25 protein-coding genes and 2 tRNA genes are annotated in these 23,508 nt (G+C 64.6%); 16 read left to right on the forward strand and 11 right to left on the reverse strand.

Going from position 1 to position 23,508, the window contains the following annotated elements; genetic code table 11:
• Nucleotides 1–2: 2 nt before the first annotated feature.
• The 4 genes from H290_RS0104330 (at nt 3) to H290_RS0104345 (ending at nt 715) form a co-directional block, all read left to right on the forward strand.
• A tRNA-Gln gene (locus tag H290_RS0104330) sits at nt 3–74 on the forward strand.
• Between the two features lie 29 nt (nt 75–103).
• Nucleotides 104–176, forward strand: a tRNA-Glu gene (locus H290_RS0104335).
• A gap of 51 nt (nt 177–227) precedes the next feature.
• Nucleotides 228–380: a hypothetical protein gene (locus tag H290_RS31035; RefSeq protein WP_020105543.1), complete on the forward strand. Its 153-nt coding sequence runs from the start codon at nt 228–230 to the stop codon at nt 378–380.
• Nucleotides 381–496: 116 nt separating this feature from the next.
• Nucleotides 497–715 (forward strand): hypothetical protein, encoded by a 219-nt coding sequence (locus H290_RS0104345; RefSeq protein ID WP_020105544.1) that lies wholly within the window; start codon nt 497–499, stop codon nt 713–715.
• 59 nt (nt 716–774) lie between these two features.
• Here H290_RS0104345 and H290_RS0104350 read toward each other — a convergent pair whose 3' ends face one another.
• A complete protein-coding gene (locus H290_RS0104350) occupies nt 775–1,278 on the reverse strand; it encodes a pyridoxamine 5'-phosphate oxidase family protein (protein WP_020105545.1) in 504 nt (167 codons plus the stop codon).
• Nucleotides 1,279–1,397: 119 nt separating this feature from the next.
• On the reverse strand, nt 1,398–2,117 hold the full coding sequence (locus H290_RS0104355; RefSeq protein ID WP_020105546.1) for an IclR family transcriptional regulator: 720 nt from the start codon (nt 2,115–2,117) through the stop codon (nt 1,398–1,400).
• Nucleotides 2,118–2,188: 71 nt separating this feature from the next.
• Between H290_RS0104355 and leuC the strand changes: the two genes are divergently transcribed.
• The 3 genes from leuC to H290_RS0104370 all read left to right on the forward strand — a co-directional run bounded on the left by leuC (nt 2,189) and on the right by H290_RS0104370 (nt 4,935).
• Nucleotides 2,189–3,631: a 3-isopropylmalate dehydratase large subunit gene (leuC, locus tag H290_RS0104360; protein ID WP_028462770.1), complete on the forward strand. Its 1,443-nt coding sequence runs from the start codon at nt 2,189–2,191 to the stop codon at nt 3,629–3,631.
• A 25-nt stretch (nt 3,632–3,656) separates the two neighbouring features.
• Nucleotides 3,657–4,265 (forward strand): 3-isopropylmalate dehydratase small subunit, encoded by a 609-nt coding sequence (gene leuD, locus H290_RS0104365; RefSeq protein ID WP_020105548.1) that lies wholly within the window; start codon nt 3,657–3,659, stop codon nt 4,263–4,265.
• Nucleotides 4,266–4,413: 148 nt separating this feature from the next.
• Nucleotides 4,414–4,935: an HU family DNA-binding protein gene (locus tag H290_RS0104370; RefSeq protein ID WP_028462771.1), complete on the forward strand. Its 522-nt coding sequence runs from the start codon at nt 4,414–4,416 to the stop codon at nt 4,933–4,935.
• Between the two features lie 77 nt (nt 4,936–5,012).
• Here H290_RS0104370 and H290_RS0104375 read toward each other — a convergent pair whose 3' ends face one another.
• The 3 genes from H290_RS0104375 to cofC are packed head-to-tail and all read right to left on the reverse strand — an operon-like array spanning nt 5,013 to nt 8,822.
• Nucleotides 5,013–5,921, reverse strand: a complete 909-nt coding sequence (locus H290_RS0104375; protein WP_020105550.1) for an NUDIX hydrolase — start codon at nt 5,919–5,921, stop codon at nt 5,013–5,015.
• Nucleotides 5,918–8,119 carry an RNA degradosome polyphosphate kinase gene (locus tag H290_RS0104380; RefSeq protein WP_028462772.1) on the reverse strand — a complete coding sequence of 734 codons (2,202 nt, stop codon included), beginning with the start codon at nt 8,117–8,119 and terminating at the stop codon, nt 5,918–5,920. The genes H290_RS0104375 and H290_RS0104380 overlap by 4 nt, the downstream gene beginning before the upstream one ends.
• A 7-nt stretch (nt 8,120–8,126) precedes the next feature.
• Nucleotides 8,127–8,822: a 2-phospho-L-lactate guanylyltransferase gene (gene cofC / locus H290_RS27780; protein ID WP_196809496.1), complete on the reverse strand. Its 696-nt coding sequence runs from the start codon at nt 8,820–8,822 to the stop codon at nt 8,127–8,129.
• A 122-nt stretch (nt 8,823–8,944) separates the two neighbouring features.
• Between cofC and H290_RS0104390 the strand changes: the two genes are divergently transcribed.
• Nucleotides 8,945–9,940 (forward strand): NAD(P)H-dependent glycerol-3-phosphate dehydrogenase, encoded by a 996-nt coding sequence (locus H290_RS0104390; RefSeq protein WP_020105553.1) that lies wholly within the window; start codon nt 8,945–8,947, stop codon nt 9,938–9,940.
• A 52-nt stretch (nt 9,941–9,992) separates the two neighbouring features.
• Here the strand turns inward: H290_RS0104390 and H290_RS0104395 are convergent, their stop codons facing one another.
• Together H290_RS0104395 and H290_RS0104400 are read right to left on the reverse strand one after the other, a co-directional pair.
• Nucleotides 9,993–10,529, reverse strand: a complete 537-nt coding sequence (locus H290_RS0104395) for a DUF3515 domain-containing protein (protein WP_196809497.1) — start codon at nt 10,527–10,529, stop codon at nt 9,993–9,995.
• Entirely contained in the window at nt 10,526–10,774 is a 249-nt protein-coding gene (locus H290_RS0104400) for an Lrp/AsnC ligand binding domain-containing protein (protein ID WP_028462773.1), read from the reverse strand. Before H290_RS0104400 ends, H290_RS0104395 begins: the two co-directional genes overlap by 4 nt.
• Before the next feature lie 105 nt (nt 10,775–10,879).
• Between H290_RS0104400 and H290_RS0104405 the strand changes: the two genes are divergently transcribed.
• The 3 genes from H290_RS0104405 to H290_RS0104415 are packed head-to-tail and all read left to right on the forward strand — an operon-like array spanning nt 10,880 to nt 13,155.
• Nucleotides 10,880–11,872: a thiamine-phosphate kinase gene (locus H290_RS0104405; RefSeq protein WP_020105556.1), complete on the forward strand. Its 993-nt coding sequence runs from the start codon at nt 10,880–10,882 to the stop codon at nt 11,870–11,872.
• Between the two features lie 42 nt (nt 11,873–11,914).
• Complete coding sequence (locus tag H290_RS0104410) at nt 11,915–12,436, forward strand: gamma carbonic anhydrase family protein (protein WP_020105557.1); 522 nt, start codon at nt 11,915–11,917, stop codon at nt 12,434–12,436.
• A 38-nt stretch (nt 12,437–12,474) separates the two neighbouring features.
• A complete protein-coding gene (locus H290_RS0104415; RefSeq protein ID WP_028462775.1) occupies nt 12,475–13,155 on the forward strand; it encodes a uracil-DNA glycosylase in 681 nt (226 codons plus the stop codon).
• Nucleotides 13,156–13,237: 82 nt separating this feature from the next.
• On the opposite strand, the gene H290_RS0104420 is transcribed toward H290_RS0104415, so the two are convergent.
• Together H290_RS0104420 and rpmB are read right to left on the reverse strand one after the other, a co-directional pair.
• Entirely contained in the window at nt 13,238–14,056 is an 819-nt protein-coding gene (locus H290_RS0104420) for an enoyl-CoA hydratase/isomerase family protein (protein ID WP_020105559.1), read from the reverse strand.
• A 2-nt stretch (nt 14,057–14,058) separates the two neighbouring features.
• Nucleotides 14,059–14,250 (reverse strand): 50S ribosomal protein L28, encoded by a 192-nt coding sequence (gene rpmB, locus H290_RS27785; protein WP_036517975.1) that lies wholly within the window; start codon nt 14,248–14,250, stop codon nt 14,059–14,061.
• Between the two features lie 261 nt (nt 14,251–14,511).
• Here rpmB and H290_RS0104425 point away from each other — a divergent pair, with 261 nt between their 5' ends.
• Genes H290_RS0104425 through H290_RS0104435 form a run of 3 tightly spaced genes read left to right on the forward strand, consistent with a single transcriptional unit; the run spans nt 14,512 to nt 19,158 of the window.
• On the forward strand, nt 14,512–16,164 hold the full coding sequence (locus tag H290_RS0104425; protein WP_036518156.1) for a DAK2 domain-containing protein: 1,653 nt from the start codon (nt 14,512–14,514) through the stop codon (nt 16,162–16,164).
• Nucleotides 16,161–18,467 (forward strand): ATP-dependent DNA helicase RecG, encoded by a 2,307-nt coding sequence (recG, locus tag H290_RS0104430; protein WP_155976687.1) that lies wholly within the window; start codon nt 16,161–16,163, stop codon nt 18,465–18,467. The genes H290_RS0104425 and recG overlap by 4 nt, the downstream gene beginning before the upstream one ends.
• A 22-nt stretch (nt 18,468–18,489) precedes the next feature.
• On the forward strand, nt 18,490–19,158 hold the full coding sequence (locus tag H290_RS0104435) for an HNH endonuclease family protein (RefSeq protein WP_020105562.1): 669 nt from the start codon (nt 18,490–18,492) through the stop codon (nt 19,156–19,158).
• 111 nt (nt 19,159–19,269) lie between these two features.
• Here H290_RS0104435 and H290_RS0104440 read toward each other — a convergent pair whose 3' ends face one another.
• The gene (locus H290_RS0104440; RefSeq protein WP_020105563.1) at nt 19,270–20,076 is read right to left on the reverse strand and encodes a family 1 encapsulin nanocompartment shell protein; all 807 of its coding nucleotides are present in this window, start codon (nt 20,074–20,076) and stop codon (nt 19,270–19,272) included.
• Complete coding sequence (locus H290_RS0104445; RefSeq protein ID WP_020105564.1) at nt 20,073–21,101, reverse strand: Dyp-type peroxidase; 1,029 nt, start codon at nt 21,099–21,101, stop codon at nt 20,073–20,075. Before H290_RS0104445 ends, H290_RS0104440 begins: the two co-directional genes overlap by 4 nt.
• A gap of 275 nt (nt 21,102–21,376) precedes the next feature.
• Here H290_RS0104445 and H290_RS0104455 point away from each other — a divergent pair, with 275 nt between their 5' ends.
• Entirely contained in the window at nt 21,377–22,159 is a 783-nt protein-coding gene (locus tag H290_RS0104455; RefSeq protein ID WP_020105565.1) for a crotonase/enoyl-CoA hydratase family protein, read from the forward strand.
• Between the two features lie 55 nt (nt 22,160–22,214).
• Nucleotides 22,215–23,480, forward strand: a complete 1,266-nt coding sequence (locus H290_RS0104460) for a glutamate-5-semialdehyde dehydrogenase (protein WP_020105566.1) — start codon at nt 22,215–22,217, stop codon at nt 23,478–23,480.
• The last annotated feature ends 28 nt before the right edge of the window (nt 23,481–23,508 follow it).

Here is a 23,508-nt window from a genome sequence, read left to right on the forward strand (position 1 = left end):
AATGGGGTATGGTGTAATTGGCAACACAGCGGTTTCTGGTACCGCCATTCTAGGTTCGAGTCCTGGTACCCCAGCGACAACAGAGTAATACTGTGTCAGTTCTGGCCCCGTCGTCTAGCGGCCTAGGACGCCGCCCTCTCAAGGCGGTAGCGCGGGTTCGAATCCCGTCGGGGCTACAACGAAAACCCTTCTCCTGCATCGCGGGAGGAGGGTTTTTTCTTGTCCGGGTGACCGCATTGCACATCACCTGTCGGCACGCATTCTTCAGCGAGATGCACAACCTGATCGGCGCCGGCCGCATGCTCGACGATGTGGCCCCGCGTGATGCCGAGGTGATGCGCGCGGGCGTCCGTCGTCGCCCCCTCTGGCCGGCTGGCTGACGCACCCCAGCGGTGACAACCTCAGGCCCCCGGCGGCGCTGGTGCGAACGCCGTCCGCGAGGCCACGTATCAATTCAGGGTTGAACCAACCGGCAGCGGAGGGGCAGCATTGTCCGATGACCAAAAAGACGACAAAGAACGAGTTGCTCGCCGAATTGGATCTCGAAATCGAATCGGCGTCGCCGGACCTGGCGTCGTCGGGGGAGACCGCGCCTGCGAGTGTGGCCGATGTCGAGGAGCGGCACCGCACGTTGACCGGGTGGCGCGAACAGATCGAGGCCGCCGACGACGATGATCCGATCATCGAGGAGATCGCGGCAAAGCTCGACTCCTGACCCGCCAAACATCAACGGCCCCCGCATCCGATGGATGTGAGGGCCGTTGGCGTAGGCGATTACTTCGCCAGGAACTCCGCCGTGGTTCCGGCGAGTGGTACTTCGGGGAGTCCGAGCTTGCGGTGGTCCCAGCTGCGGACGCGGTCGGCCTTGATGCGGACCGCAACCCGCTTGTTCATCATCTGATCGACGTATGGGCGCATCTCGTCGGTGTAGGGGCCGTTGTAGCGTTCCCACACACTGATGCCGCACTTCAGGATCGAGTCCGGATCGTCGAGGATCTCGCCGGTCCCTTCGATGGACACACCACGAAGCTGGTTGTAGGTGAGGCCGTCCTCGATCATCACCGTGCACGTCGGATTGCGGCGGATGTTCACGGCCTTCTGTGATTTCGCCTTCGTCTCGAACCAGATCTCGCCATCGATGACGCCGTACCACATGGCCACGAGGTGGGGACGGCCCTGCGCGGACACCGTTGCCATCGTTGCGGTGCGACTGCGGATGATGAAGTCGTCGATCTCTTCGTCGCTCATCACGATCTTGCCGCGCTCGTTGGTTCCCATCGGTGTCCTTTCGCAGTCCCTACCGGGCGACTCGGAGGCCATGGCAGGTCAATGTCTTTCGATGATGTGATTCTCGCTACTCACCTTAGAGCCGCGCAAGAAACTTCAGACTCGCGACTCTAGAGCCGCTTGTTGATCGCATCCGCTGCGGCCAGTAGGTCGGCGGCCCAGCGTGATCCCGGCCGCCGGCCCATGCGGTCGATCGGCCCGGAGACCGAGATCGCCGCAATCACTTCGCCGGCGTTGTCGCGTACCGGCGCCGAGATACTGGCGACACCCGGCTCGCGCTCGCCGATGCTCTGCGCCCAACCCCGGCGGCGGACCTCGAGCAGTGTCCGTTCGCTGAAGCCGTTCTCACCCAGGAGGAGCCGGGCCGTGGCCGGGTCGGCCCAGGCGAGGAGGACCTTCGCCCCGGAGCCGGCGTTCATCGGCAGCCGGGCTCCGACCGGGACGGTGTCCCGGAGCCCCGACGGCGGCTCGATGGCGGCGACACAGATCCGGTCCGCACCCTCTCGGCGGTAGAGCTGCACGCTTTCTCCGGTTATCTCCCGCAGTCTGGGCAGCACCAGCCCGGCGGCCTCGCGCACCGTGTCGGTGGCCCCTGCGGCGAGTTCGCCGAGCGCGGGGCCCGGGCACCACAGTCCGGATACATTGCGCGCCAACAAGCGGTGGGTTTCGAGCCCGACGGCGAGCCGGTGCGCGGTGGCCCGTGGCAATCCGGTCCGCGTGCACAGCTCATTCAGGTTGCACGGCCCCTCGGCGACGGCGTGCAGGACAGCGACGGATTTATCCAGAACACCTATCCCGCTGACTACTGCCGATGCGGTATCATTTCTCACAAGCCGATACTATGCTCTCGCATAGTGAGATGCCAGCCCATCTCGTAAGAAGAAGAAATTTGGTGATCATGATGACCGAACGTCCAATGACCTTGGCCGAAAAGGTGTGGGAAGAACATGTTGTGGTGCGTGGTGACGGTGAGGGTGCCGGACGCAAACCCGACCTGATCTACATCGACCTGCACCTCGTCCATGAGGTGACGAGCCCCCAGGCATTCGACGGTCTGCGTCTTGCGGATCGTCCGGTGCGACGCCCCGATCTGACGATCGCGACCGAAGACCACAACGTGCCCACGGTCGACATCGGCAAGGTCATCGCCGATCCCGTCTCGCGACTGCAGGTCGACACGCTTCGCAAGAACTGTGAAGAATTCGGAATCCGATTGCATTCCATGGGGGATGTCAATCAGGGCATCGTCCACATCATCGGACCGGAGCTCGGTCTGACGTTGCCGGGTATGACCGTCGTCTGCGGTGACAGCCACACGTCCACGCACGGTGCGTTCGGGGCGATCGCCATGGGTATCGGTACATCTGAGGTCGAGCACGTCCTGGCGACGCAGACGTTGTCGTTGCGCCCGTTCAAGACGATGGGGATCAATGTGGACGGCGAGCTGCCGCCCGGCGTTACCGCCAAAGATCTCATTTTGGCAGTCATTGCGCAGATCGGAACCGGCGGTGGCCAGGGATATGTCCTCGAGTACCGCGGCACGGCCATCGAGAAGCTCTCGATGGAGGCCCGAATGACCGTGTGCAACATGTCGATTGAGGCCGGAGCCCGGGCCGGGCTCATTGCACCCGATGACATCACGTTCGACTACGTCAAGGGGCGCCCGCATGCGCCCACCGGCGCCGACTGGGATGCCGCGGTGGAGAACTGGCGTCAATTGCGTACCGACGACGGTGCGGTCTTCGACGCCGAGGTCCATATCGACGCGACCACGCTGACGCCGTTTGTCACCTGGGGAACCAATCCGGGACAGGGTTTGCCGCTGGGTGCTTCGGTGCCCGACCCCGCCAAGATCGCCGATGCGGCGGAAGCCGAGGCGACCGAGAAGGCGCTGCGGTACATGGATTTGACCCCCGGTATGCCGCTGCGTGAGGTCGAGGTCGACACCGTTTTCGTCGGCTCCTGCACAAATGGTCGTATCGAGGATCTGCGCGCGGTGGCCGAGGTTCTCGAGGGCCGTCACGTTGCCGACGGCATTCGGATGCTGATCGTTCCCGGGTCGGCTCGCGTTCGACTGCAGGCCGAAGCCGAGGGTCTCGGCGACATCTTCGAGGAGGCCGGCGCCGAGTGGCGGCAGCCCGGATGCTCGATGTGCCTGGGAATGAACCCGGATCAGCTCTCACCCGGCGACCGGTCCGCATCGACCTCGAACCGCAATTTCGAAGGGCGGCAGGGCAAGGGAGGCCGAACCCACCTCGTGTCACCGGCGGTGGCCGCTGCCACGGCAATCCGGGGACGCCTCTCCGCCCCGACCGACCTGACCGATCCAGTTCCCGCGGTCTGAGCGCGGACGAGAAGGAGAATTGACGATGGAACCGATCAACATCCACACCGGAATCGGTGTGCCACTGCGCCGGGGCAATGTCGACACCGACCAGATCATCCCGGCGGTGTTCCTGAAGCGGGTGACTCGCACCGGCTTTGAGGACGGTCTCTTCAGCGCCTGGCGCAACGACCCGAACTTCATCCTGAATGTCGAGCCGTACAACCATGGCTCGGTCTTGGTGGCTGGTCCCGACTTCGGCACCGGATCGTCTCGCGAGCATGCGGTCTGGGCGTTATCGGACTTCGGATTTCGGGTCGTGATCTCGTCCCGCTTCGCCGACATCTTCCGCGGCAATGCCGGAAAAGCCGGTTTGGTGGCCGCTCAGGTGGACCAGGCTGACGTCGAACTGATCTGGAAACGGCTCGAGGAGCAGCCCGGACTGGAATTGACGGTGAGCCTTGAAGATCAGACGGTCACCGCAGCGGACCTAGTGGTGCCCTTCGCAATTGATGAGTACACGCGATGGCGTCTGATGGAGGGTCTGGACGACATCGGATTGACATTGCGGCAGGTCGAAGCCATTTCTGAGTATGAAAAGGCAAGGCCCGTATGGAAACCGAAGACCCTGCCGGAGCCCGCTTCGGGGAGCTGAACGGAGGCGCAGCCGTAACCTGTTAGACGGCATACCTTTCGCCACGCCGAGCGAGTTTGGCGCGTATCGTGGACGTTTTGCGATTTGACGTTTACCGTATTCATTTAGATGGCCCAAAGTGGGTCAACAGTTTGCGGAGGTTGAATCCATGAACAAGGCAGAGCTCATCGATGAACTAACAAAGAAGTTGGGGACCGATCGCCGTACGGCCACAGATGCCGTCGAGCACATCGTCGACACAATCGTGCGGGCGGTGAACAAGGGTGAGAGCGTGACGATCACCGGTTTCGGTGTCTTCGAGAAGCGTCGTCGCGCTGCTCGGGTTGCTCGCAACCCGCGCACCGGCGAAACCGTCAAGGTACGTCCGACGTGGGTACCGGCATTCCGTCCGGGCGCACAATTCAAGCTTGTCGTCGCCGGCAAACAGAAGCTGAGCGCTTCGGGCCCGGCCGTCAAGCGTGGCAGTGCAACTGCCACTGCCGCACCGGCCAAGAAGACCGCAGCCAAGAAGGCCGCACCGGCCAAGAAGGTTGCCGCCAAGAAGGTTGCACCGGCAAAGAAGGCCGCACCCGCCAAGAAGGCTCCCGCCAAGAAGGCTGCACCGGCGAAGAAGGCCGCACCCGCCAAGAAAGCTCCGGCGAAGAAGGCAGCTCCCGCCAAGAAGCGTTGACGTACACACGAAAAACCCCGGTGGACCTTCCCTCCACCGGGGTTTTTTGGCGCTGCAGGCATATCGGTTATCGGCAGCTAACCCATCGGGCTGTCGATATGGTTGGCGGCGACGAGCTTTCCGTCGTGCAGCGAGAGCACCCAGAAACTTGCTTTCCGGTTGCGCGCCGCCGGAAGTTTCACCTCGTCCTGTGCGGCCCACCATTTGAGCAAGTGAGGAATCACCTTGCCCTGGCTGCACACGACGCGAATCCCGGCCGACTGTCCGATCTCTCGAATCCGGTGGCGACCGGCCTTCGGATCGTCGGCATAGGACTCTTCGGTCAGCGCCGGCTCCTCTTCGACACGGACATCGAGTTCATCGGCGAGGGGTGCGACGGTCTGTACACATCGCACCCGATCTGCTGAGTGGACGTGCGTGGGGCCGAACAACAACAGCTGCGACAACAGGGCCTCGGCCTGGGCTCGTCCCACCTTCTCGAGGGGGCGCAGCCGGTCGTCACCCTTGTAACGGGACTTCCGGCCCGCCTTGGCATGGCGCACCAACAGCACGATGTCGAGCTTTGCCGGCAGTGTCTGAAACGACTTCAGGACCTTTCGGTCCAGATGGTACGAGATCAGCGAATCCGCGGATTCGATTGGTAGCCAACGTAATTCGTCGACCTCGTGATTGGGTGCGAACTCGCCGCAGACATACTCCGCCGACCAGTAGTGAACGTGCTTGCGGCCGGGGCCGCGCAGGTCGTAGCTGACCATCCGCACGTGCCTGCCGAGCCGGACGTGATAGCCCGTTTCCTCTTGGATCTCGCGGACGGCGGCACTGAGGAAGGTTTCCCCGTCCTCGAGCTTTCCCTTGGGGAGTGTCCAGTCGTCGTACCGGGGACGGTGCACGAGGGCGACCTCGACGTCCCCGGCCGGGTTTTCGCGCCAGACAACGCCGCCGGCCGCGTACACGACTGCGCCGTTGCCGTTTGCGGACTTGCTCATTGGCTCAGGTCGGCCCGGCGGCGGTTGCGGCGCATCATCTGGCGCTGATGATCGCGGACTTCCTCACCCGCGGCCGGTGACGCCGTCCAGCCACCGTTCTCCCCGAGTGTCCAGCAGCGGGTGGTCGGATCCATCGCCGAGGCAAAGACGTAGTCGAGTTCGCGGGTGAGTCGCGGGTCGCGAACCTGAGCCATCACCTCAACCCGCCGATCGAGGTTGCGGTGCATCATGTCCGCGCTGCCGAACCAGAACTCGTCGATCGACTGGAAGTGGAAGACGCGTGAATGCTCCAGGAACTGACCGAGGATGGACCGCACCGTGATGTTCTCGCTCAACCCCGGAACGCCGGGGCGCAGCGCGCAGATGCCGCGGACAACCACGTCGACCGGAACGCCGGCCTGCGACGCCCGGTACAGCGCGTCGATGACCTGTTCGTCGACGAGCGCATTGGCCTTCAAGCGGATTCGGGCATCGGAATGTCCGCTTTGGGCCCGCTCGATCTCGGCAGCGATGCGGTCGACGATGCCCGCCCGGACGCCGTGAGGGGCGACGAGCAGGTTGCGGTACTCGACTTTCCGTGAGTATCCGGTGAGCGTGTTGAACAGGTCGGTCAGGTCGGCACCGATATCCGGTGCGGCCGTGAACAAGCCGACGTCTTCGTAGAGCCGCGCGGTCTTGGGGTTGTAGTTGCCCGTTCCGATGTGGCAATAGCGGCGGATGGTCGAACCCTCACGCCGGACCACCAGACACGTTTTGCAATGTGTCTTCAGTCCGACGAGTCCGTACACCACGTGTACGCCGGCCTGTTCGAGCTGCCTGGCCCACTTGATGTTTGCGTGCTCATCGAAGCGCGCCTTGATCTCGACGAGTGCCACCACCTGTTTGCCGGCCGCGGCCGCGTCGATGAGGGCGTTGACGATCGGGGAGTCGCCGGAGGTGCGGTAGAGCGTCTGCTTGATCGCGAGGACATCGGGATCAGCGGCTGCCTGTTCGATGAACCTCTGCACGCTAGTGGAGAAGGAATCGTAGGGGTGGTGCACCAGGACATCGCCGTCACGCAGCGTGGCGAAGATGCTCTTGGGGGTTTCGCGTTCGCCGAAAGCCGGGTGGGTGGCCGGGACAAAGGGTGGGTTCTTGAGCGCGGGGCGATCGATTCCGGCGACCTGGAAAAGGCTCGAGAGGTCGAGAAGGCCGGGCACCTCGATCACGTCTTCCGGATCGACATCAAGTTCGCGCAGGAGCAATTCGAGCATGTGCTCGGTCATGTCGCCGGCGATCTCCAGCCGGACAGGTGAACCGAAACGGCGGCGGGCGAGTTCGCGTTCGAGTGCCTGGAGCAGATCTTCGTCGCGATCTTCTTCGACCTCGAAGTCGGCATTCCGGGTGATCCGGAATGCGTGGTGCTCAACGATCTCCATGCCGGGGAACAAGTGGTCGAGATGAGCGGAGATCAGGTACTCGAGGGGGAGGAGTAGCGGTTTTGCCGGTGCTGATTCGGTTTTCGCGTACAGGTGACGGAACTCGGCGGGCATCAGGCGGTCGACCCGGACAAAACGGTCCACGTTGTCAGGGACCTTCACGCGAGCAAAATGCTCGCCGCCCTCTTCGACATCTTTTACCGTCACGGCCAGATTCAGGCTCAGTCCGGAGATATAGGGGAACGGGTGCGCCGGGTCGACGGCCAACGGCGTGAGAACGGGGAAAACCACTTCGTGGAAATACTCGCTCATCCGGCGGCGTTCGTCGTCCGTGAGGACATCCCACGTGACGATGTGAATGTTGTTGTCTGCCAGGGCAGGTTGTACCGAGTCGAGGAACGCGCGGGCATGCCGGTCGGCAAGCACCTGCGTGCGCTGGGCGATCAGAGCCAACTGTTCGCGCGGCGACAGGCCGTCGGCGGAGCGGACCGACAACCCGGTTTCGTGACGGCGTTTGAGGCCGGCCACCCGCACCATGAAGAACTCATCGAGATTGGCGGCGAAGATTGCGAGGAAATTCGCACGTTCGAGCAGCGGCATCGAGGTGTCCTCGGCCAGCGCCAGAACCCGGGCGTTGAAGTCCAGCCAGCTCAGTTCCCGATTGAGGTAGCGATCTTCAGGAAGATCGGTGGTGCTGGTGGGTAGAGCGGTTGCCGCGGGTGGTGCTGTCGGCATCGAAGAGTTGGGAGACGACTGATCCGTCGCATCTGTTGTGCTCACGTGACCATCATGGACCATCCGGCCGGAGTGTGGAATCCGGAGTTTGTGTTTGTTCACTCAAGCGCAGGCGGGACAGAATCGCCGATGTTGACGGGCCGAGGCCGAACCGGGCGGCGGTCAACAGATCATCCACGGTGTCCACATCGATCCGCAGGTCCGGCCAGCGGTCGGAGTCGGAGGTGAGATCGATGGCGCCGTGGTCGGAATGACGCTGCGCCGAGTCGGCCCCGAACTTCAGGAAGTCGGCAGCGTGTGGACCTTTGAGATCGAGAAACAGTGCGGTGGTGCCGGTCCCGGCATGGTCGGGGATGTACGACGACGGCAGCGGTGCCGACTCCTCGACGGCTGCGGTCAGGCTGGCCGGAGTCGCAGCAGGGAGATCGGCCTGCAGCACCAGGATTCGGCTGTCGGGCCACCGGGTCAGCGCGTGATCGATCCCCATCGCAAACGCTCTGTTGAGTACGTCACCCCGGTCGACCACGGTTTCGGCGCCGAACGCGCCGGCGGTGGTGGCGACCGCTTGGTCCGGTGACACGACGACCACGCGCTCGAGTCCGGTGCCGGCCACCGCGGTCAATGTGTCCTCGAGCATCGCCAGCACCAGGGCGCGGCGGGCGTCGCGGTCGAGGGCCGGAGCCAGTCGCGTTTTGGCCGCGCTCAGTTCTTTGACCGCAATGACAACTGCGACCGGGCGCGTCTCCATGAGGTCCATCATGGTCGGCGCCCGTGCCGGGGTGAAAAGGTACCCCGCCTTGGCACCGCCCTCTAGGCTTGGATCGTCGCGGAGAGACCGGACAGCCGAGGAGACAGAGGGTGGGTGGCGTTATGCGCGCGGTCGTCATGGGCTCGGGTTCATGGGGCACAGCGATGGCCAAGGTCTTGGTGGAGGCCGGCACCCCGACGATCCTGTGGTCGCGGCGGGCCGAGTTGGCCGACGCCATCAACTCGACGCACACCAATCCCGACTACCTCCCCGATGTGCCGTTGCCCGAGGGTTTGCGCGCCAGTGCCGATCTGGCAGAGGCGCTCGGTGGCGCGGATCTGGTGGTGTGTGCGGTGCCGTCGCAGTCGTTGCGTTCGAGCATGCAGTCATGGCTTCCGTATCTGAGTGACACCGCGACGCTGATGTCGTTGGCCAAAGGCATCGAGACCGGCACCCTACTGCGGATGAGTGAGGTCATCATCGAGGTGACCGGAGCGAGTCCCGATCGGGTGGCGGTGTTGTCGGGTCCGAACCTGGCGGGAGAGATCGCCATGGGGCAACCGGCCGCCACGGTGGTGGCGTGTGCCGATGAGGTTCGTTCTCGTGAGATTCAAAAGGCTTGCAGCACCAAATATTTCCGGCCGTACACCAACACCGATGTGGTCGGATGTGAGGTCGGGGGGGCCGTGAAGAACGTCATCGCACTGGCCTGCGGCATGGCGTCGGGTGTGGGTCTGGGCGACAACACCCGCGCGTCGATCATCACCCGGGGCCTGGCCGAGACCATTCGACTCGGTGTCGCACTCGGGGCCCGTCCGGAAACGTTGGCCGGGTTGGCCGGCATCGGCGACCTGGTGGCCACCTGTTCGTCGCCGCTGTCCCGCAACCGGACCTTCGGCAGTCGCCTCGGAGAAGGCAAGTCGATCGCCGAGGCGCAGGAAGCGACCAATGGTCAAGTGGCCGAAGGCGTCAAGTCCTGCTCATCGGTGCGCGCGCTCGCGCAGAAGTACGGTGTCGACATGCCGTTGACCGAGGCAGTGCACCAGGTGTGTCACGAAGGTCTCACCGTCACCGACGCCATTTACCAACTGCTCGGTCGCCGGACAAAACCCGAGTGACTCCGTCACGCCGAGCCGGAGTGGCCGGCACCGCCGCCTTCCGCCCGGATTGCTAGTTGCCCAGATCGATCGGGGCCGTGGGCAGGTGTTCGTCGATCAGTTGCGAAATCTGTTGGATCGGCCCGTTGCCCACGTTTTCGGGAAGCCAGATCGCCACATAGGGTCGGTGGTCGACGGCGTACCAGAGGAAGCCCGGGTCCTCGGTGGTCGCCGGCACCAGGAACCACTGGACGGGATCGACCACCTGCAGGCCCGAGGTGGGGGAGAGGGATTCGGGTCGTTCGACGCCGCACCGCAGCTGGACGGGTCCGGGCACCTGATTCCCGGGCGGCCAGCTGACCATGCCGTCGTCGGACGTCGTCTTCTTGCCGAATCCGTCGAAGGTCTCGGGTAGCGCGGCGATCAGGGCGGCGCAGTCCGGCGATGAACTCTCTGGAGCCGACATCGCCTTCAAAGGCGTGTCCGCGGACGTTTTGTCATCGGTCTTGATGACCGCATAGGTGATGAAGGCCACGATCACCATCACCGGGATCGTGATGATGGTCGCAATGATCGCCGGGCTGAGCCGGCTCGGGGCCGCCTCGCTCACACCTGCCTCGGGATGCCCGTCACGACCGGGCATGTCAGGGTTCGAGTGATCCCATCCACCTGCTGAATCTTCGGAACAACATCCTCGGTGAGGTGCGCTGCGTTGGTCGCGTCGACCCGCACGATGACGTCGTAGGGACCGCTGACCTCCTCGGACGAGGCAACACCGGCAATTTCCGAGATCGTTGCTGCCGCTACGGCAGCCTTACCGACCTCGGTCTGGATCAGTATGTAAGCCTGAACCACGGTGTTCCTTTCGTTCACGACGACGATCAGCCGGTGGCTGACCCAAATAGACTGGCACATATTGTCACCGACAACGGTGCCGAGTGCCCAATCAAGCGAGCCCACATGAAAACGAAAGGCGCGGTGAGAACGCTGTCCACCGATCCGGTTCCCACGGTCAGTGAGGTCGGCGAGCAAGTGCTGATCGATCTGTTCACCACCCCCGACGAAGATTCGCGGGGGGATCATGTGGTGCTGGTCGGCCCCGGCGACGACGCTGCCGTGTTGGTCGGCGGCGGACCCGTGGTGGTCAGCACCGACGCACTCGTCGACGGCCGGCACTTTCGCCTGGACTGGAGCAGCCCGCATCAGATCGGGTTCAAGGCGGTGGTCGCGAATGCGGCCGACGTCGTCTCCATGGGCGGGCGGGTCACCGGATTTCTTGCCTCCGTGACCTGTCCGAAGGACATCCCGGTCACCACCCTGGTGGGTTTGCGCGATGGCATGCGGGAGGCCGCCCGTCGATATGGGGCGAATGTTGTCGGCGGCGATCTGACCGCAGGCGATCAACTGGTGCTCGCGGTGACGGCGATCGGCGCCATGGACACGCGTAAACCGGTGCGTCTGTCGGCCGCGCAGGTCGGTGACGTCGTCGCGGTCTCGGGCCCCCTCGGCTCATCGGCCGCCGGTATGGATCTGCTGTCGGCCGGCATCAGCGACTTCGCCGCTCTGGTGCAGGCACATTGTGCGCCGGAGCCGCACCTGGAGCTGGGCGTGGCAGCCGCCGAGTCAGGTGTTCATTCGATGACCGACATCTCCGACGGATTGGTGCGAGAGCTCCACACGATGTCCCGGGCGAGCGGGTTGAGGATCGAGATCGACGTCGCCGCGATCCCGGTGGTGTCCGAATTGCCCGCTGCCGCAGCCAGGCTCGGTGTCGACATGAATGTCTGGACAACAGCCGGCGGCGAAGATCACGAGTTGCTGGCCACCTTCGCTCCTGGCGACCTTCCGGCCGGGTGGACGGCGATCGGATCGGTGCATGCCGGGCCGGCAGATCCACCCGTCACCATCAGCGGCATGGATGCCGACCCCGAAGCCGGATGGCACACCTTCTGACGGGTGCGCTGTTCGATCGCGGCTACCGATACTGTGACGTGTATGGCTGTTTACGCACTCGGTGACCGCGAACCCCAACTTGGCGAAGGTGCATATGTACACCCCGATGCGGTGGTGATCGGCGCTGTGACACTGGGGGCCGGAGCTTCTGTGTGGCCCGGGGCCGTGCTCCGCGGTGACTACGGGACGATCCACATCGGTGAGAAGACGAACATCCAGGACGGCACCGTCATCCACTGCACACCTGTGCATCCGACGGTGATCGGTGCGGGTTGTGTGGTCGGGCACAACGCCCACATCGAGGGCGCGACCATCGGCGACAGCGTTCTGATCGCATCAGGTTCTGTGGTGCTCAACGGTTCTCGTATCGGCGCGGGGTCGATCGTCGGCGCCGGTGCGGTGGTCGCCTACGGCTTCGAACTTCCCGAACGGTCGATGGCGCTGGGTGTTCCGGCGAAGATCCGTGAAGGCTACGAGGTCGCCGAGGGACACATCGAGATGAGCGTCGAGAACTACGCGGCGAACGCGGCGTACTACCGCACGGCACTCCGCCGGCTCGACTAGTGCCATTCGCTGCGCAACCAGCGGCAGGGGGATCCGAATTGCCTGACGCACAACCACTGTCGGCCCTGGTCGATCCGGGCTGGGCCGATGCGCTTGCACCGGTCGCCGACGATGTCACCCGGATGGGCGTATTCCTCCGGGGCGAGCTCGCCGATGGCCGCAGCTACCTGCCCGAGGGCGTACATGTGTTGCGCGCCTTCACGAATCCGTTCGACGACGTTCGGGTTCTGATCGTCGGGCAGGATCCCTACCCGACGCCCGGTCACGCTGTCGGCCTGAGCTTTTCGGTGGCTGCCGATGTGAGACCGGTGCCACGGAGCCTGGGCAATATCTACACCGAGTACTGCGACGACCTCGGATTCGAGCGGCCGTCGAACGGCGACCTGACACCGTGGGCGAAGCAGGGCGTCCTGCTTCTCAACAGGGTGCTCACCGTCGCACCGGGGGCCGCGGGAAGTCATCGGGGCAAGGGCTGGGAATCGGTCACCGAGTGCGCCATCAAGGCGCTGGCTGCGCGGGACCAGCCGTTGGTCGCCATCTTGTGGGGTAAGGATGCCGCGTCGCTGCAGCCATGGCTGCCCGGTGTCACCACCATCGTGTCGCCGCACCCGTCGCCGCTGTCGGCCCGTCGGGGATTCTTCGGTTCCAAACCCTTCTCGCGGGCCAATGCGGCATTGGTGGAACAGGGTGCAGGCGAAGTCGATTGGCGCCTGCCCTGACCGTGCCTTGAATTCAAAAATGGCCACCCGTCGTCGCGGGTGGCCATTTTTTGGTTTGAACAGCTCGTCAGTTCACGAGGGGTCAGCTTTGTGCGTTCACAGACGCGTAGTCGGGCTTGGTCTTGCCGACAAACGCGTTGACACCCTCGATGCCGTCCGGAAGCGCGGACAGTGCGGCGATCGACTCGGCTTCGGCGTCCAGCTGCTCGGTGAGCGAGCGGGTGGCCGATGCAGTCAGGAGCTTGCGGGTGGCCGCGAGCGTGCGCCACGGGCCGGCCGCGATCGAAGCTGCCGCAGCCTCGGCGGTGACCAGCACCTGATCGTCTTCGACCACACGCGAGAACAGACCGAGGTCGAGGCCCTCGGCGGCGTCCACCGCGCGGTTGGTCAAGATGATGTCGCGAGCACGCGCGGCACCGATGACCCGCGGCAGCGACCAGGTGAGGCCGCCGTCGGGGGACAGTCCGATGCCGAGATATGCCGGACGGAGCTTCGTCGAGGTACCGGCGATCGCAACGTCACAGTGTGTGACGATGCTCATTCCGGCGCCCGCGGCCCAGCCGTGCACAGCGGCGACGATCGGTACGTTCGCAGCAGTCAGTGCACGGATGAAGTCGTGGAAGTCTCCGGCCAGTCCGGCCAGGAACTCGGCACGATCGTCGGCGGAAGCGAAGTCACGGACGTTGCCGCCCGCACAGAAATTCGCTCCGGTACCGACGAGCAGCACCGCACCCGCCTTGATCTCGCCGCGAGCCAACTGACGCAGTGCAACAGCACCACGATCGAAGTAGGCCCGGTCAAGCGAGTTACCGGCCTTGTCTGAGGCGACGGCGATGCGGAGCACACCATCGACGAGTTGAACTGAGTCGGAATCGGTCGGAGTGGACCGCAACTCGGTCACACTCAGCCCCGAACGACTTTGCCGGCCTTCAGGCAGGAGGTGCAAACGTTGATGCGCTTGCGGTTTCCGGGGGCGACCTGCGCACGCACGGACTGGATATTCGGGTTCCAGCGCCGGTTTGTACGCCGGTGTGAGTGCGAGACCGACTTACCGAAGCCGGGGCCCTTGGCGCATACGTCGCAGACGGCAGCCATCGTCGAACTCCTTCATGAGAAAATTAGGTGGTCATCGGCCCAGTGGTGCCGACATGGATGTCAGCGCCCAATGGGCAACCCTGCAAGGATAGCCGTTGGCACACCTGCGATCCAAATGCGGTGGAAACGCCTGGCCAGATGGTCGCGAACGGCCCCCAGGAAACTGGTCGAGAGCAGTACTGACGGTCCCTCAGATTACTCTGTGGGTCAGACCACAAGAAGGAGGTGCGGCACGTGGTGGATCAGGTCGGGGCACCTGCGATGGACCCTGGTGTGTTGCGGGACTGGATCCATGGCGCCGTCACCAGCCTCGATGCGGTGCGCGCCGAGATCAACGATCTGAACGTCTTCCCGATCCCCGACTCCGACACCGGCAGCAACATGCTGCACACCATGAGGTCCGCCGCGCAGGCCGTCGATGCTCTCGACGACGAGGCCGACACCCCGACGGTCGCCCGGGCGATGGCCGAGGGTGCTGTGGCCAAGGCCCGCGGAAACTCCGGGATCATCCTGTCGCAGGTCCTGGTCGGCCTGGCCGATGCCGCCGAGATCAATGCCGTCGAACGCCGCGTCTCCTTCAACAGCCTCTGGGTTGCCGGGCTCCGCCTGGCATCGCTCGCCGCGACCAGGGCGGTCAGTGAACCACGGGAGGGAACGGTCCTGACCCTGCTGCGGCGCTCCGCGGAGAACGCCGCCGGCCACGCCGAAGCCACCCCGGCCGACCTGGCCCGCGCCATCGCCGACGGTTGTGCCGACGACCTCGAACTCACACAGTCGCAGTTGGACGTCCTCGCCCAAGCCGGTGTCGTGGATGCCGGTGGCCGCGGATTGCTGGTCATCTTCGATGAGCTCGTGAAGGTACTGACCGGTGTCTCGGTTCGCCGCCGCCGGTATCAGGGCGCGTTGGTCGGTGGCGGGGATCGGATCGGGCACCAGGTCGGTGAGCCGTGCGAGGGCGATGACGAGATGGACTTCGAGGTGATGTACCTGCTGGGCGGTGCCGCCCCCGATCAGATCTCGACGCTGCGTACCAACCTCGGCGAACTAGGCGATGCCGTGGTGATCGTCGGGGACAGTGCGGATGACGGTGCCGGCGAACGCTTTTCCATCCACGTCCACACCTGCGAGCCCGGCGCCGCGATCGAGGCCGGCGTGGCGCTCGGCCGGGTCAGCGACATCAGGATCAGCTGTTTTCTCCTCGACTCGTATCGGGGACAAGGCGACAAGGCCCCGCGCCCGCCGCGTCGCAAGCGCGCGGTGATTGCCGTTGTCACCGGCGACGAGGCCGCGGAGCTGTTCGAGCAGGAAGGCGCGGTGGTGGTCCGGGCCGATGCCGGTGGGGGCGGCGAGCTGGATGCCGAGGTGCTGGCCAAGGCGATCATCGATGTCGACAGTGCACATGTGATCTTGATGGGTAACGGGGCGTTGCCGGCCCCGGACCTCGTTGCTGTCGCCGCGGCAGCACGTTCTCGCGAGCGTTCAGTGGTGATCCTGCCCGGCGGTTCGATGGTGCAGAGTCTGGCGGCGATGGCCGTGCACGACCCCAGCGAACTGCCCGACGACGACGCGTACGCGATGGCCGATGCCGCTGCCGCCACCCGGTTCGGTGCGGTGGTCACGGCCACCGAGCGAACCCTGACATTTGCCGGTACCTGCGAACCCGGTGATCACTTGGGGCTCATCGGCGATGGTGTCCTCGTGATCCATCCCGAGATCATCGGCGCGGCAGCAGGTTTGGTTGATCTGCTACTCAGCACCGGTGGTGAGATGGTCAGTGTGCTCGCCGGGCGCAACCTCGAGCCCGAGGTGCTCGAGCAACTCGAACATCATGTGAACACCCAGCACCCCGGAGTCGAGTTCGTGAGTTTTCCGGGTGGGCAGGTGGGCGAACTGCTTCAGGTGGGAGTCGAATAGCAGTGGTGGCATTGTCTGAGTCGCTCGATGTGGTTCTGGGAGCCAAGGCGGCGGATCTGCTTGCCGAGCAGATCAACGTGCACACCGTCGGCGAACTGTTGCGGTATGTGCCGGACCGCTACGTCAAGCAGGGCGACCTCTCCGGTGAACGCAAACCGGAAGCCGGTGAACGGCTGACGGTGGTCGCCCGGGTCGAGGAATGCAGGACCGTCCAAGCCCGGAACTCGCGAACCAAGTTGACGAAAGTTGTTGTCTTCGACGGGAATGTCCGAATCTCGGTGACGTTCTTCAATTCGCCGTGGATTGCCTCGAAGCTCCCGAAGGGCTCTCGGGTGATGATGGCCGGTCAGGTGAAGTATTTCAACAACGAGATGCAACTGACACACCCCAACTGGCTGAGGCTGCCGGAAGACGGCACGTCGATCGAGGCGGACGACGCGGTGGGCTCGGCTCTGATGCAGGGCATCGCAAAGGCGTTGGCCACGGACGCCGGTGGCAGCGGTGAGAACACCGACCGCACAATCGATTTCTCAGATTTCGTGCGCGACGTGATTCCCGTTTACCGGGCCACCGCGAAGCTGCAGGCCTGGACCATCTGGCAGTGCGTGCGGGCGGTGCTGGGATGGCTTGATCCCATCGAGGATCCGCTGCCCGACTCTGAGCGCGAGGCCCGGGGTCTGATCGGCGTCGACGCCGCGATCCGCAAGATCCACGTTCCCGAGGGGCAATACGACATCGATCAGGCGTCGACGCGCCTGAAGTTCGATGAGGCCCTGGCATTGCAGCTGGCGCTGGCACAACGCAGGTATGTCGACCGGGGCGCCGAAGCACCGTCCTGTCCGCACGTCGCCGGTGGTCTCGAAGACCGGTTCTCCGAGCGTCTGCCGTTCACGCTCACCGACGGACAGAACGAAGTCATCGACGAGATCACCGCGGACATGGCGCGTCCCGAATCGGCCGGACTGACCAAGGTCGCGCCGATGAGCCGGCTACTGCAAGGTGAGGTCGGATCGGGAAAGACCCTGGTGGCATTGCTCGGTATGCTCCGCGTCATCGACAACGGGTATCAGTGTGCGTTGCTCGCCCCCACCGAAGTACTTGCCGCGCAGCACTTCCGGACACTTCAGACCATGCTCGGCGGGCTGGCCAAAGAGGGTGAACTCGAAGGGGAGGAGGGTGCCACCCGCATCGCACTCATCACCGGGTCGATGAAGACCGCGGCCAAGCGCACCGCACTTCTCGAGACGGTCACCGGGCAGGTGGGCATTCTGATCGGCACGCATGCACTGCTCCAGGAGCATGTCGACTTCTTCAACCTCGGATTCGTGGTTGTCGACGAGCAGCACAGATTCGGCGTGGAACAACGGGATACGCTCCGGTCGCGGGGCCGCGACGATGTGGTTCCGCATCTGCTGGTCATGACCGCGACCCCGATTCCGCGCACGGTGGCTATGACCGTCTTCGGCGATCTGGAGACGTCGACATTGAAGGAACTGCCGCGGGGTAGGCAGCCGATCACCACCAGCGTGGTGCCCAAGGGCAAGGCGTCCTGGGTGCAGCGCACCTGGGAGCGTGTCGACGAGGAAGTACAGGCCGGCCGGCAGGTTTATGTTGTGTGTGCCCGGATCGGGGACGACGGTACTGCGGCCGGCCAGAAGTCGGCGCAGAAGTCTGCTGAGGCGGGCGGGGAGCCGGCCGTCGCGGCGGTCGACATGTTCACGACGTTGTCGACGGGCCCGCTGGGCAAACATCGAATCGAGTTGCTGCACGGGCGGCTTCACGCCGACGACAAAGCTCAGGTGATGGCCGATTTCACCGCCGGCAACATCGACATCCTGGTGTCGACCACCGTGATCGAGGTCGGTGTCGACGTGCCGAACGCCACGACGATGGTGATCGTCGATGCCGAGCGGTTCGGTGTCAGCCAGCTGCACCAGCTACGTGGTCGTGTCGGTCGTGGTGGGCTGCCTGGCCTGTGCCTGCTGATGAGCGGAGCGGCGGATATGTCTCCGGCGATGGAACGGCTGCGGGCCGTTGCTGCGTCCAATGACGGGTTCGAATTGTCGCTCGTGGATCTGGCTCAGCGGAGGGAGGGTGATCTGCTTGGCTCGCTCCAGTCCGGTGAGACGTCCTCGCTCCGGTTCCTCTCGCTACTCACCGACGCCGACCTCATCGATGACACCAGGGCGATGGCCGACGCGGTCGTCAGCGCCGACCTCACCCTGGTGGAACACAAACCGATGGCGGCACTGGTCGATTCGATCCTGGGGCCGGTCCGGTTGGCGTTCCTGGACAAGTCCTAGCGGGGGTCGGCTCCCGGTTCGCGTGTGGGCCGGGCTGATCGCGTTTGCAATCTCTGCTGTGGTGGTGGCCGGTGTCGGCGTCGCGATCAACCGTCCGCCCGACATTTCACCCGATGCGCAGCGGCTGCTCGGTGAACTGGCGCTCATTCCGGCGCTCGCCGCCCGGCCGGATCCGCCCGACTATGACCGCAGCGCATTCGGTGCGGCCTGGACCGACGACACCGACGCCGGCGGCTCGGGCAACGGGTGTGACACCCGCAACGACATCCTCGATCGCGACCTGCGAGACAAGACGTTCGCAGCGGTCGACAGCTGTGCCCGGGCAGTGGCGACAGGTGAGTTTCGTAGCCCGTACAGCGGTGCCTGGATCACCTTTCGACGCGGACAGGGGACCGGTGCCAAAGTCCAGATCGACCACATCGTCCCGCTGTCGTTTGCCTGGGATATGGGTGCGCGGTTGTGGAATCCTGCTGTGCGGCAACGTTTTGCCAACGATCCCGCGAACCTCGTAGCGGTCGATGGCGATGCCAACCAGGACAAAAGCGACAAACAGCCGTCGCAGTGGATGCCGGCGAACAAGGGATTTCATTGCCAGTATGCGGCGCAATTCGTGGTGGTGATGCGTACCTATGGGCTCTACCTGGATGCCCCGTCGGTGCCGGTCTTGCGGTCGGCCTTGCGTCGCTGCTGATGTGCGTGCATTTAAGGCACACTCAACGGGCTTTTCGGCACGGTCAACGGATTCCGTTGAGCGTGCCGAAATAACCGTCGAGCGTGCCCAAATCGCCTGCGAGCGTGCCGATCAGACTCCGGTGGTCACAAAGGGGACCGCTGCTTCACCGGTGTAGACGAGGAAGGTGAAGGACTCCTGGAAGTACAGGTTGACGCCGGTGGCGTCGTGGGAGTCGTAGCCGATCGAAACGTCTTGTCCGATGGTGAGATCGAAGTCGCCGCCGCGGGTGCTCAGCAGGAAGGCCGAGTCGATTGCCGGAGCCCACACGATGTCGCCGTCGATCAGACGCTGCAGGTGCTGGATGATCGGATAGCCATGGTTGGAGGTCTCATTGACCTTGAGCCACACGTCGGCGCCCAATGCGAGTGAGTAGGGGCCGTTCACCGACGACAGGCGAAGACGGCTCAGCGCCTGGCTGATCGCCTCGGGGTATTCGCGGACATCGCTCGGGAGCTTGACCGGATCGCCGGGGGACTGGCTGCGAATGCCTGAGATACCGGCTGCCGCATAGCCTTCGAAGATGGCGCGGTCCTCGGCCTGCGCGAGGCTGCGGGCAGCTTCGATGACCGGATCCCAGTCGGAGTCCTGTGCGCCGCGGTCGACGTCGTCGACAGCCTGGCGGCTGACTGTGAACGGAACCTTGAACTCCACGAGCTGCTGCGACGTGCGGGCGCTGGCCTCGATGCCGGGACGAGGTGCGTCGATCGGCAAGCGACGACCGGTGGTGACCGCCGCGAGCTCCAACCCGTGCGGACCGTTGACGTCGACCAGTCGACGACCGGCGCTGTTGCGCTTGAACGTACGGGTCGCCTCTTCCTCGATCGCCTCCCATGCTGCAGACGAGATGGGTGCGAGTTCGCGGTGCAGGTTGTTCATTTTTCCTCCGTGGTCAACTGCCGGCGCCGGGAGAGGTCGCCGATCCGAAGTGATCCCATGCTGGGGTCGACGTCGGTGGTGATCGTTTCGGGTTCGTTCGTTTCATTGTCGACGGCAGGCAAGGCCGGCGGATCGTCGAGAAAATCGATGGTGGGCGCGAAGTATCGGCTGCCGGTGACAGCAGTGGAAAAGTCGAGGAGCCGGTCGTAGTTGCCCTCGGGTTTGCCGATGAACATGTTGCGCAACATCTCATCAGTGACCTCGGGTCCGGCCGAGTAACCGAGGAAGTAGGTCCCGAACTCGTCCTGGCCGACCCGGCCGAACGGCATGTTGTCGCGCATGATCTGGATTTGCTCACCGTTGTCGTCCTCGATGACCGTCAGCGCGGTGTGGGAATTGGACGGCTTGGTGTCGTCGTCCATTTCGATGTTGTCCCACTTGGTCCGTCCGAAGACCCGTTCCTGTTCGTCGGTGCCGGCGGCGTTCCATGCGGTCATGTTGTGCAGATACTTCTGGATCAGCACGTAGCTGCCACCGGCAAAATCGGGATCATCGTCCGCGCGCACGGTCACGGCCCGCTCGGCTGCCGGCCCGGCCGGATTCTCGGTGCCGTCGACGAATCCCACCATCGAGCGCATGTCGAACAACCGGAATCCGTGGACTTCATCGACCACCGTCACCGCACCTTGCAGCGCGTAGGTGATCTGGGTGGCCATCTCGAAACAGGCGTCCATGGTCCGGGCCCGGATGTGGAAGAGCAGATCGCCATCGGTGGCGGGGGCGGTGTGGACGGCTCCCTGCAGGGCGATGAAGGGCGCCAGGCGTGCCGGACGTGGTCCGGTGAACAACCGGTCCCAGACATCCGACCCGATGCCGACAACACAGCGAAGCCGGGAATCGGGAACCCGTGAGGCGACCGATCGGATGAGACCGGTGATACCGGAAAGGAAGTCCCAGACCGCTTCTTCGGCGTCTGTGTTGACGGTGGCAACCAAGAAGATTGCTGCTTCCGGCAACCGCGCCAATATGGGTTGCGGTGTCGGATCGTTGGAACCGCTGATGATCGTGACCTTCCGCCTGCTGTTAGACCTGTCCGAATCACGTTAGCGTTTCTCGGCACGGGACGGGTTGGCAGCACCATCACAGAGATTCGCCCGCGGCCCTCGCATGGCGGTCATGAGCCGAACGTCCCTGCTGGGCATCGGTGCACGAGGTCGAACGAGTGCACGAAAACGCCTGCCCGCAGATGGTGCAGCGCGCTAGGTTCGGGGTACCAGCCGACCCGGGAGGTGGGGCGCAGATGACACCGACTTTGGTGAACGTGGATCGGGACGGTCCGGTCACCACGATCAGCATCAACCGCCCGGAGGTGCGCAACGCTGTCGACGGTCGGACCGCGCAAGCGCTGGCCGACGCCTTCCGCGCGTTCGATGACGATCCCGGCGCCTCTGTTGCGATCTTGCATGGCGAGGGTGGAACATTCTGTGCCGGTGCCGATCTCAAGGCGGTGGCGTCCGGGCACAACGTGAATCGGATATCGGGTGAGGGTGATGGTCCAATGGGTCCGACCCGAATGCGGTTGTCCAAGCCCGTGATCGCGGCCATCAGCGGCCACGCGGTGGCCGGCGGCCTCGAGCTCGCGTTGTGGGCGGACCTCCGCATCGCGGAGGAGGACGCCGTTCTCGGGGTGTTCTGCCGTCGCTGGGGCGTACCGCTCATCGATGGCGGCACCGTGCGATTGCCGCAACTGATCGGGACGTCGCGTGCCATGGACCTGATCCTCACCGGACGCGCGGTGTCCGCGGAGGAGGCCGCACACATGGGTCTGGTCAACCGGGTCGTGCCACAGGGCGAAGCGGTGCCGGCGGCCAAGCAGCTCGCGCACGAACTGGCCGCGTTCCCGCAGACCTGCATGCGGCAGGACCGGTTGTCGGTGCTCGAACAGGAGGGGCTGTACGAGGAGGACGCGATCCTCAACGAATACGTCCACGGCCTGACCTCACTGGCGGCCGACACGATCGACGGGGCAACCCGGTTCGCCGGGGGAGCCGGCCGGCACGGGTCGTTCGACAAAGAGCGATGAGCGGTGGGCGTCGGTCGGCGAGAACGCCGATCTCATCACCACCTATTCTGGGTAGATGAGTGCCACCACCACGACTCCGGCCGACGTCGAACAGATCGTGCGCGCCCAGGCGACCGCCGCAAAAGCCGCATCGCGTGTGCTGGCGGGCCTGACCACCGACCAGAAGAACCGGGTTCTGAACGACGCCGCCGAGGCGTTGCTCACCCAGTCCGATGCGATCCTCGCTGCCAATGCCGAAGACGTCGCGCGGGCCGAGGCCGCCGGAACCGAGGTCAGTCTGATCGACAGATTGCGACTGACGGTCGACCGGATCGACGGCATCGCCAGTGGTCTGCGCCAGGTCGCCGGTCTCCCGGACCCGATCGGCGACGTCATCGCCGGCAAGACGTTGCCCAACGGCATGCAGCTGCGGCAGGTGCGGGTACCGCTCGGTGTTGTCGGCATGGTCTACGAAGCCCGCCCCAACGTCACCGTCGACGCCTTCGGAATCGCCCTCAAGTCGGGCAATGTGGCGCTGCTGCGTGGCTCGTCGTCGGCGGCGAGCTCCAATGCCGAACTCGTCCGGATCCTGCGTGAGGTGCTGACCACCGCCGGACTCCCGGCCGACGCGGTGCAGTTGCTGCCGTCGGAGGACCGGTCCAGCGTCACCCACCTGATCCGGGCCCGCGGGCTCGTCGATGTGGTGATCCCTCGCGGCGGCGCCGGTCTGATCAAGGCCGTCGTCGAGAACGCGACAGTGCCGACCATCGAAACCGGAACCGGCAACTGCCACATTTACATTCACTCGGCAGCGGACCTCGACATGGCCGAGGTCCTGGTCCTCAACTCCAAGACCCGTCGGCCGAGCGTCTGCAACACCGCCGAGACCGTCCTCATCGATCAGGCGATCGCCGACACCGCTTTGCCCCGACTGACCCAGGCGCTGCAGAGCGCCGGTGTCGTCATACACGGCGACGAGCCGGGCATGGTCCCGGCCACCGAAGAGGATTGGGCCGACGAATATCTGACGCTCGACATCGCGGTGAAGATCGTCGCCGGCATCAATGAAGCGATCGACCACATCGACCTCTACGGCACCAGCCACACCGAGGCGATCGTCACCGCCGACCTCGCGGCGGCCACCGAGTTCACCCAGCGGGTCGATGCCGCGGCAGTCATGGTGAATGCCTCCACGGCGTTCACCGACGGCGAGCAGTTCGGTTTCGGAGCCGAGATCGGTATCTCCACCCAGAAGCTGCATGCGCGCGGGCCGATGGGACTCCCCGAACTGACGTCCACCAAATGGATCGCCTGGGGCAACGGACAGATCCGGCCCCGCTGACAACACGCCAGTCCGGGTCCAATCACAT

The organism is Nocardia sp. 348MFTsu5.1, from assembly GCF_000383535.1.
Lineage (GTDB): Bacteria > Actinomycetota > Actinomycetes > Mycobacteriales > Mycobacteriaceae > Williamsia > Williamsia faeni.

Coding starts and splice junctions, on each gene's coding strand:
- H290_RS0104410 (WP_020105557.1), top strand. CDS start 11,915: ATGGCTGTTTACGCACTCGGTGACCGCGAACCCCAACTTGGCGAAGGT.
- leuC (WP_028462770.1), top strand. CDS start 2,189: ATGACCGAACGTCCAATGACCTTGGCCGAAAAGGTGTGGGAAGAACAT.
- H290_RS0104455 (WP_020105565.1), top strand. CDS start 21,377: ATGACACCGACTTTGGTGAACGTGGATCGGGACGGTCCGGTCACCACG.
- H290_RS0104405 (WP_020105556.1), top strand. CDS start 10,880: ATGAAAACGAAAGGCGCGGTGAGAACGCTGTCCACCGATCCGGTTCCC.
- H290_RS0104370 (WP_028462771.1), top strand. CDS start 4,414: ATGAACAAGGCAGAGCTCATCGATGAACTAACAAAGAAGTTGGGGACC.
- rpmB (WP_036517975.1), bottom strand. CDS start 14,250: ATGGCTGCCGTCTGCGACGTATGCGCCAAGGGCCCCGGCTTCGGTAAG.
- cofC (WP_196809496.1), bottom strand. CDS start 8,822: ATGGAGACGCGCCCGGTCGCAGTTGTCATTGCGGTCAAAGAACTGAGC.
- H290_RS0104345 (WP_020105544.1), top strand. CDS start 497: ATGACCAAAAAGACGACAAAGAACGAGTTGCTCGCCGAATTGGATCTC.
- H290_RS0104440 (WP_020105563.1), bottom strand. CDS start 20,076: ATGAACAACCTGCACCGCGAACTCGCACCCATCTCGTCTGCAGCATGG.
- H290_RS0104460 (WP_020105566.1), top strand. CDS start 22,215: ATGAGTGCCACCACCACGACTCCGGCCGACGTCGAACAGATCGTGCGC.
- H290_RS0104425 (WP_036518156.1), top strand. CDS start 14,512: ATGGACCCTGGTGTGTTGCGGGACTGGATCCATGGCGCCGTCACCAGC.
- H290_RS0104390 (WP_020105553.1), top strand. CDS start 8,945: ATGCGCGCGGTCGTCATGGGCTCGGGTTCATGGGGCACAGCGATGGCC.
- leuD (WP_020105548.1), top strand. CDS start 3,657: ATGGAACCGATCAACATCCACACCGGAATCGGTGTGCCACTGCGCCGG.
- H290_RS0104375 (WP_020105550.1), bottom strand. CDS start 5,921: ATGAGCAAGTCCGCAAACGGCAACGGCGCAGTCGTGTACGCGGCCGGC.
- H290_RS0104350 (WP_020105545.1), bottom strand. CDS start 1,278: ATGGGAACCAACGAGCGCGGCAAGATCGTGATGAGCGACGAAGAGATC.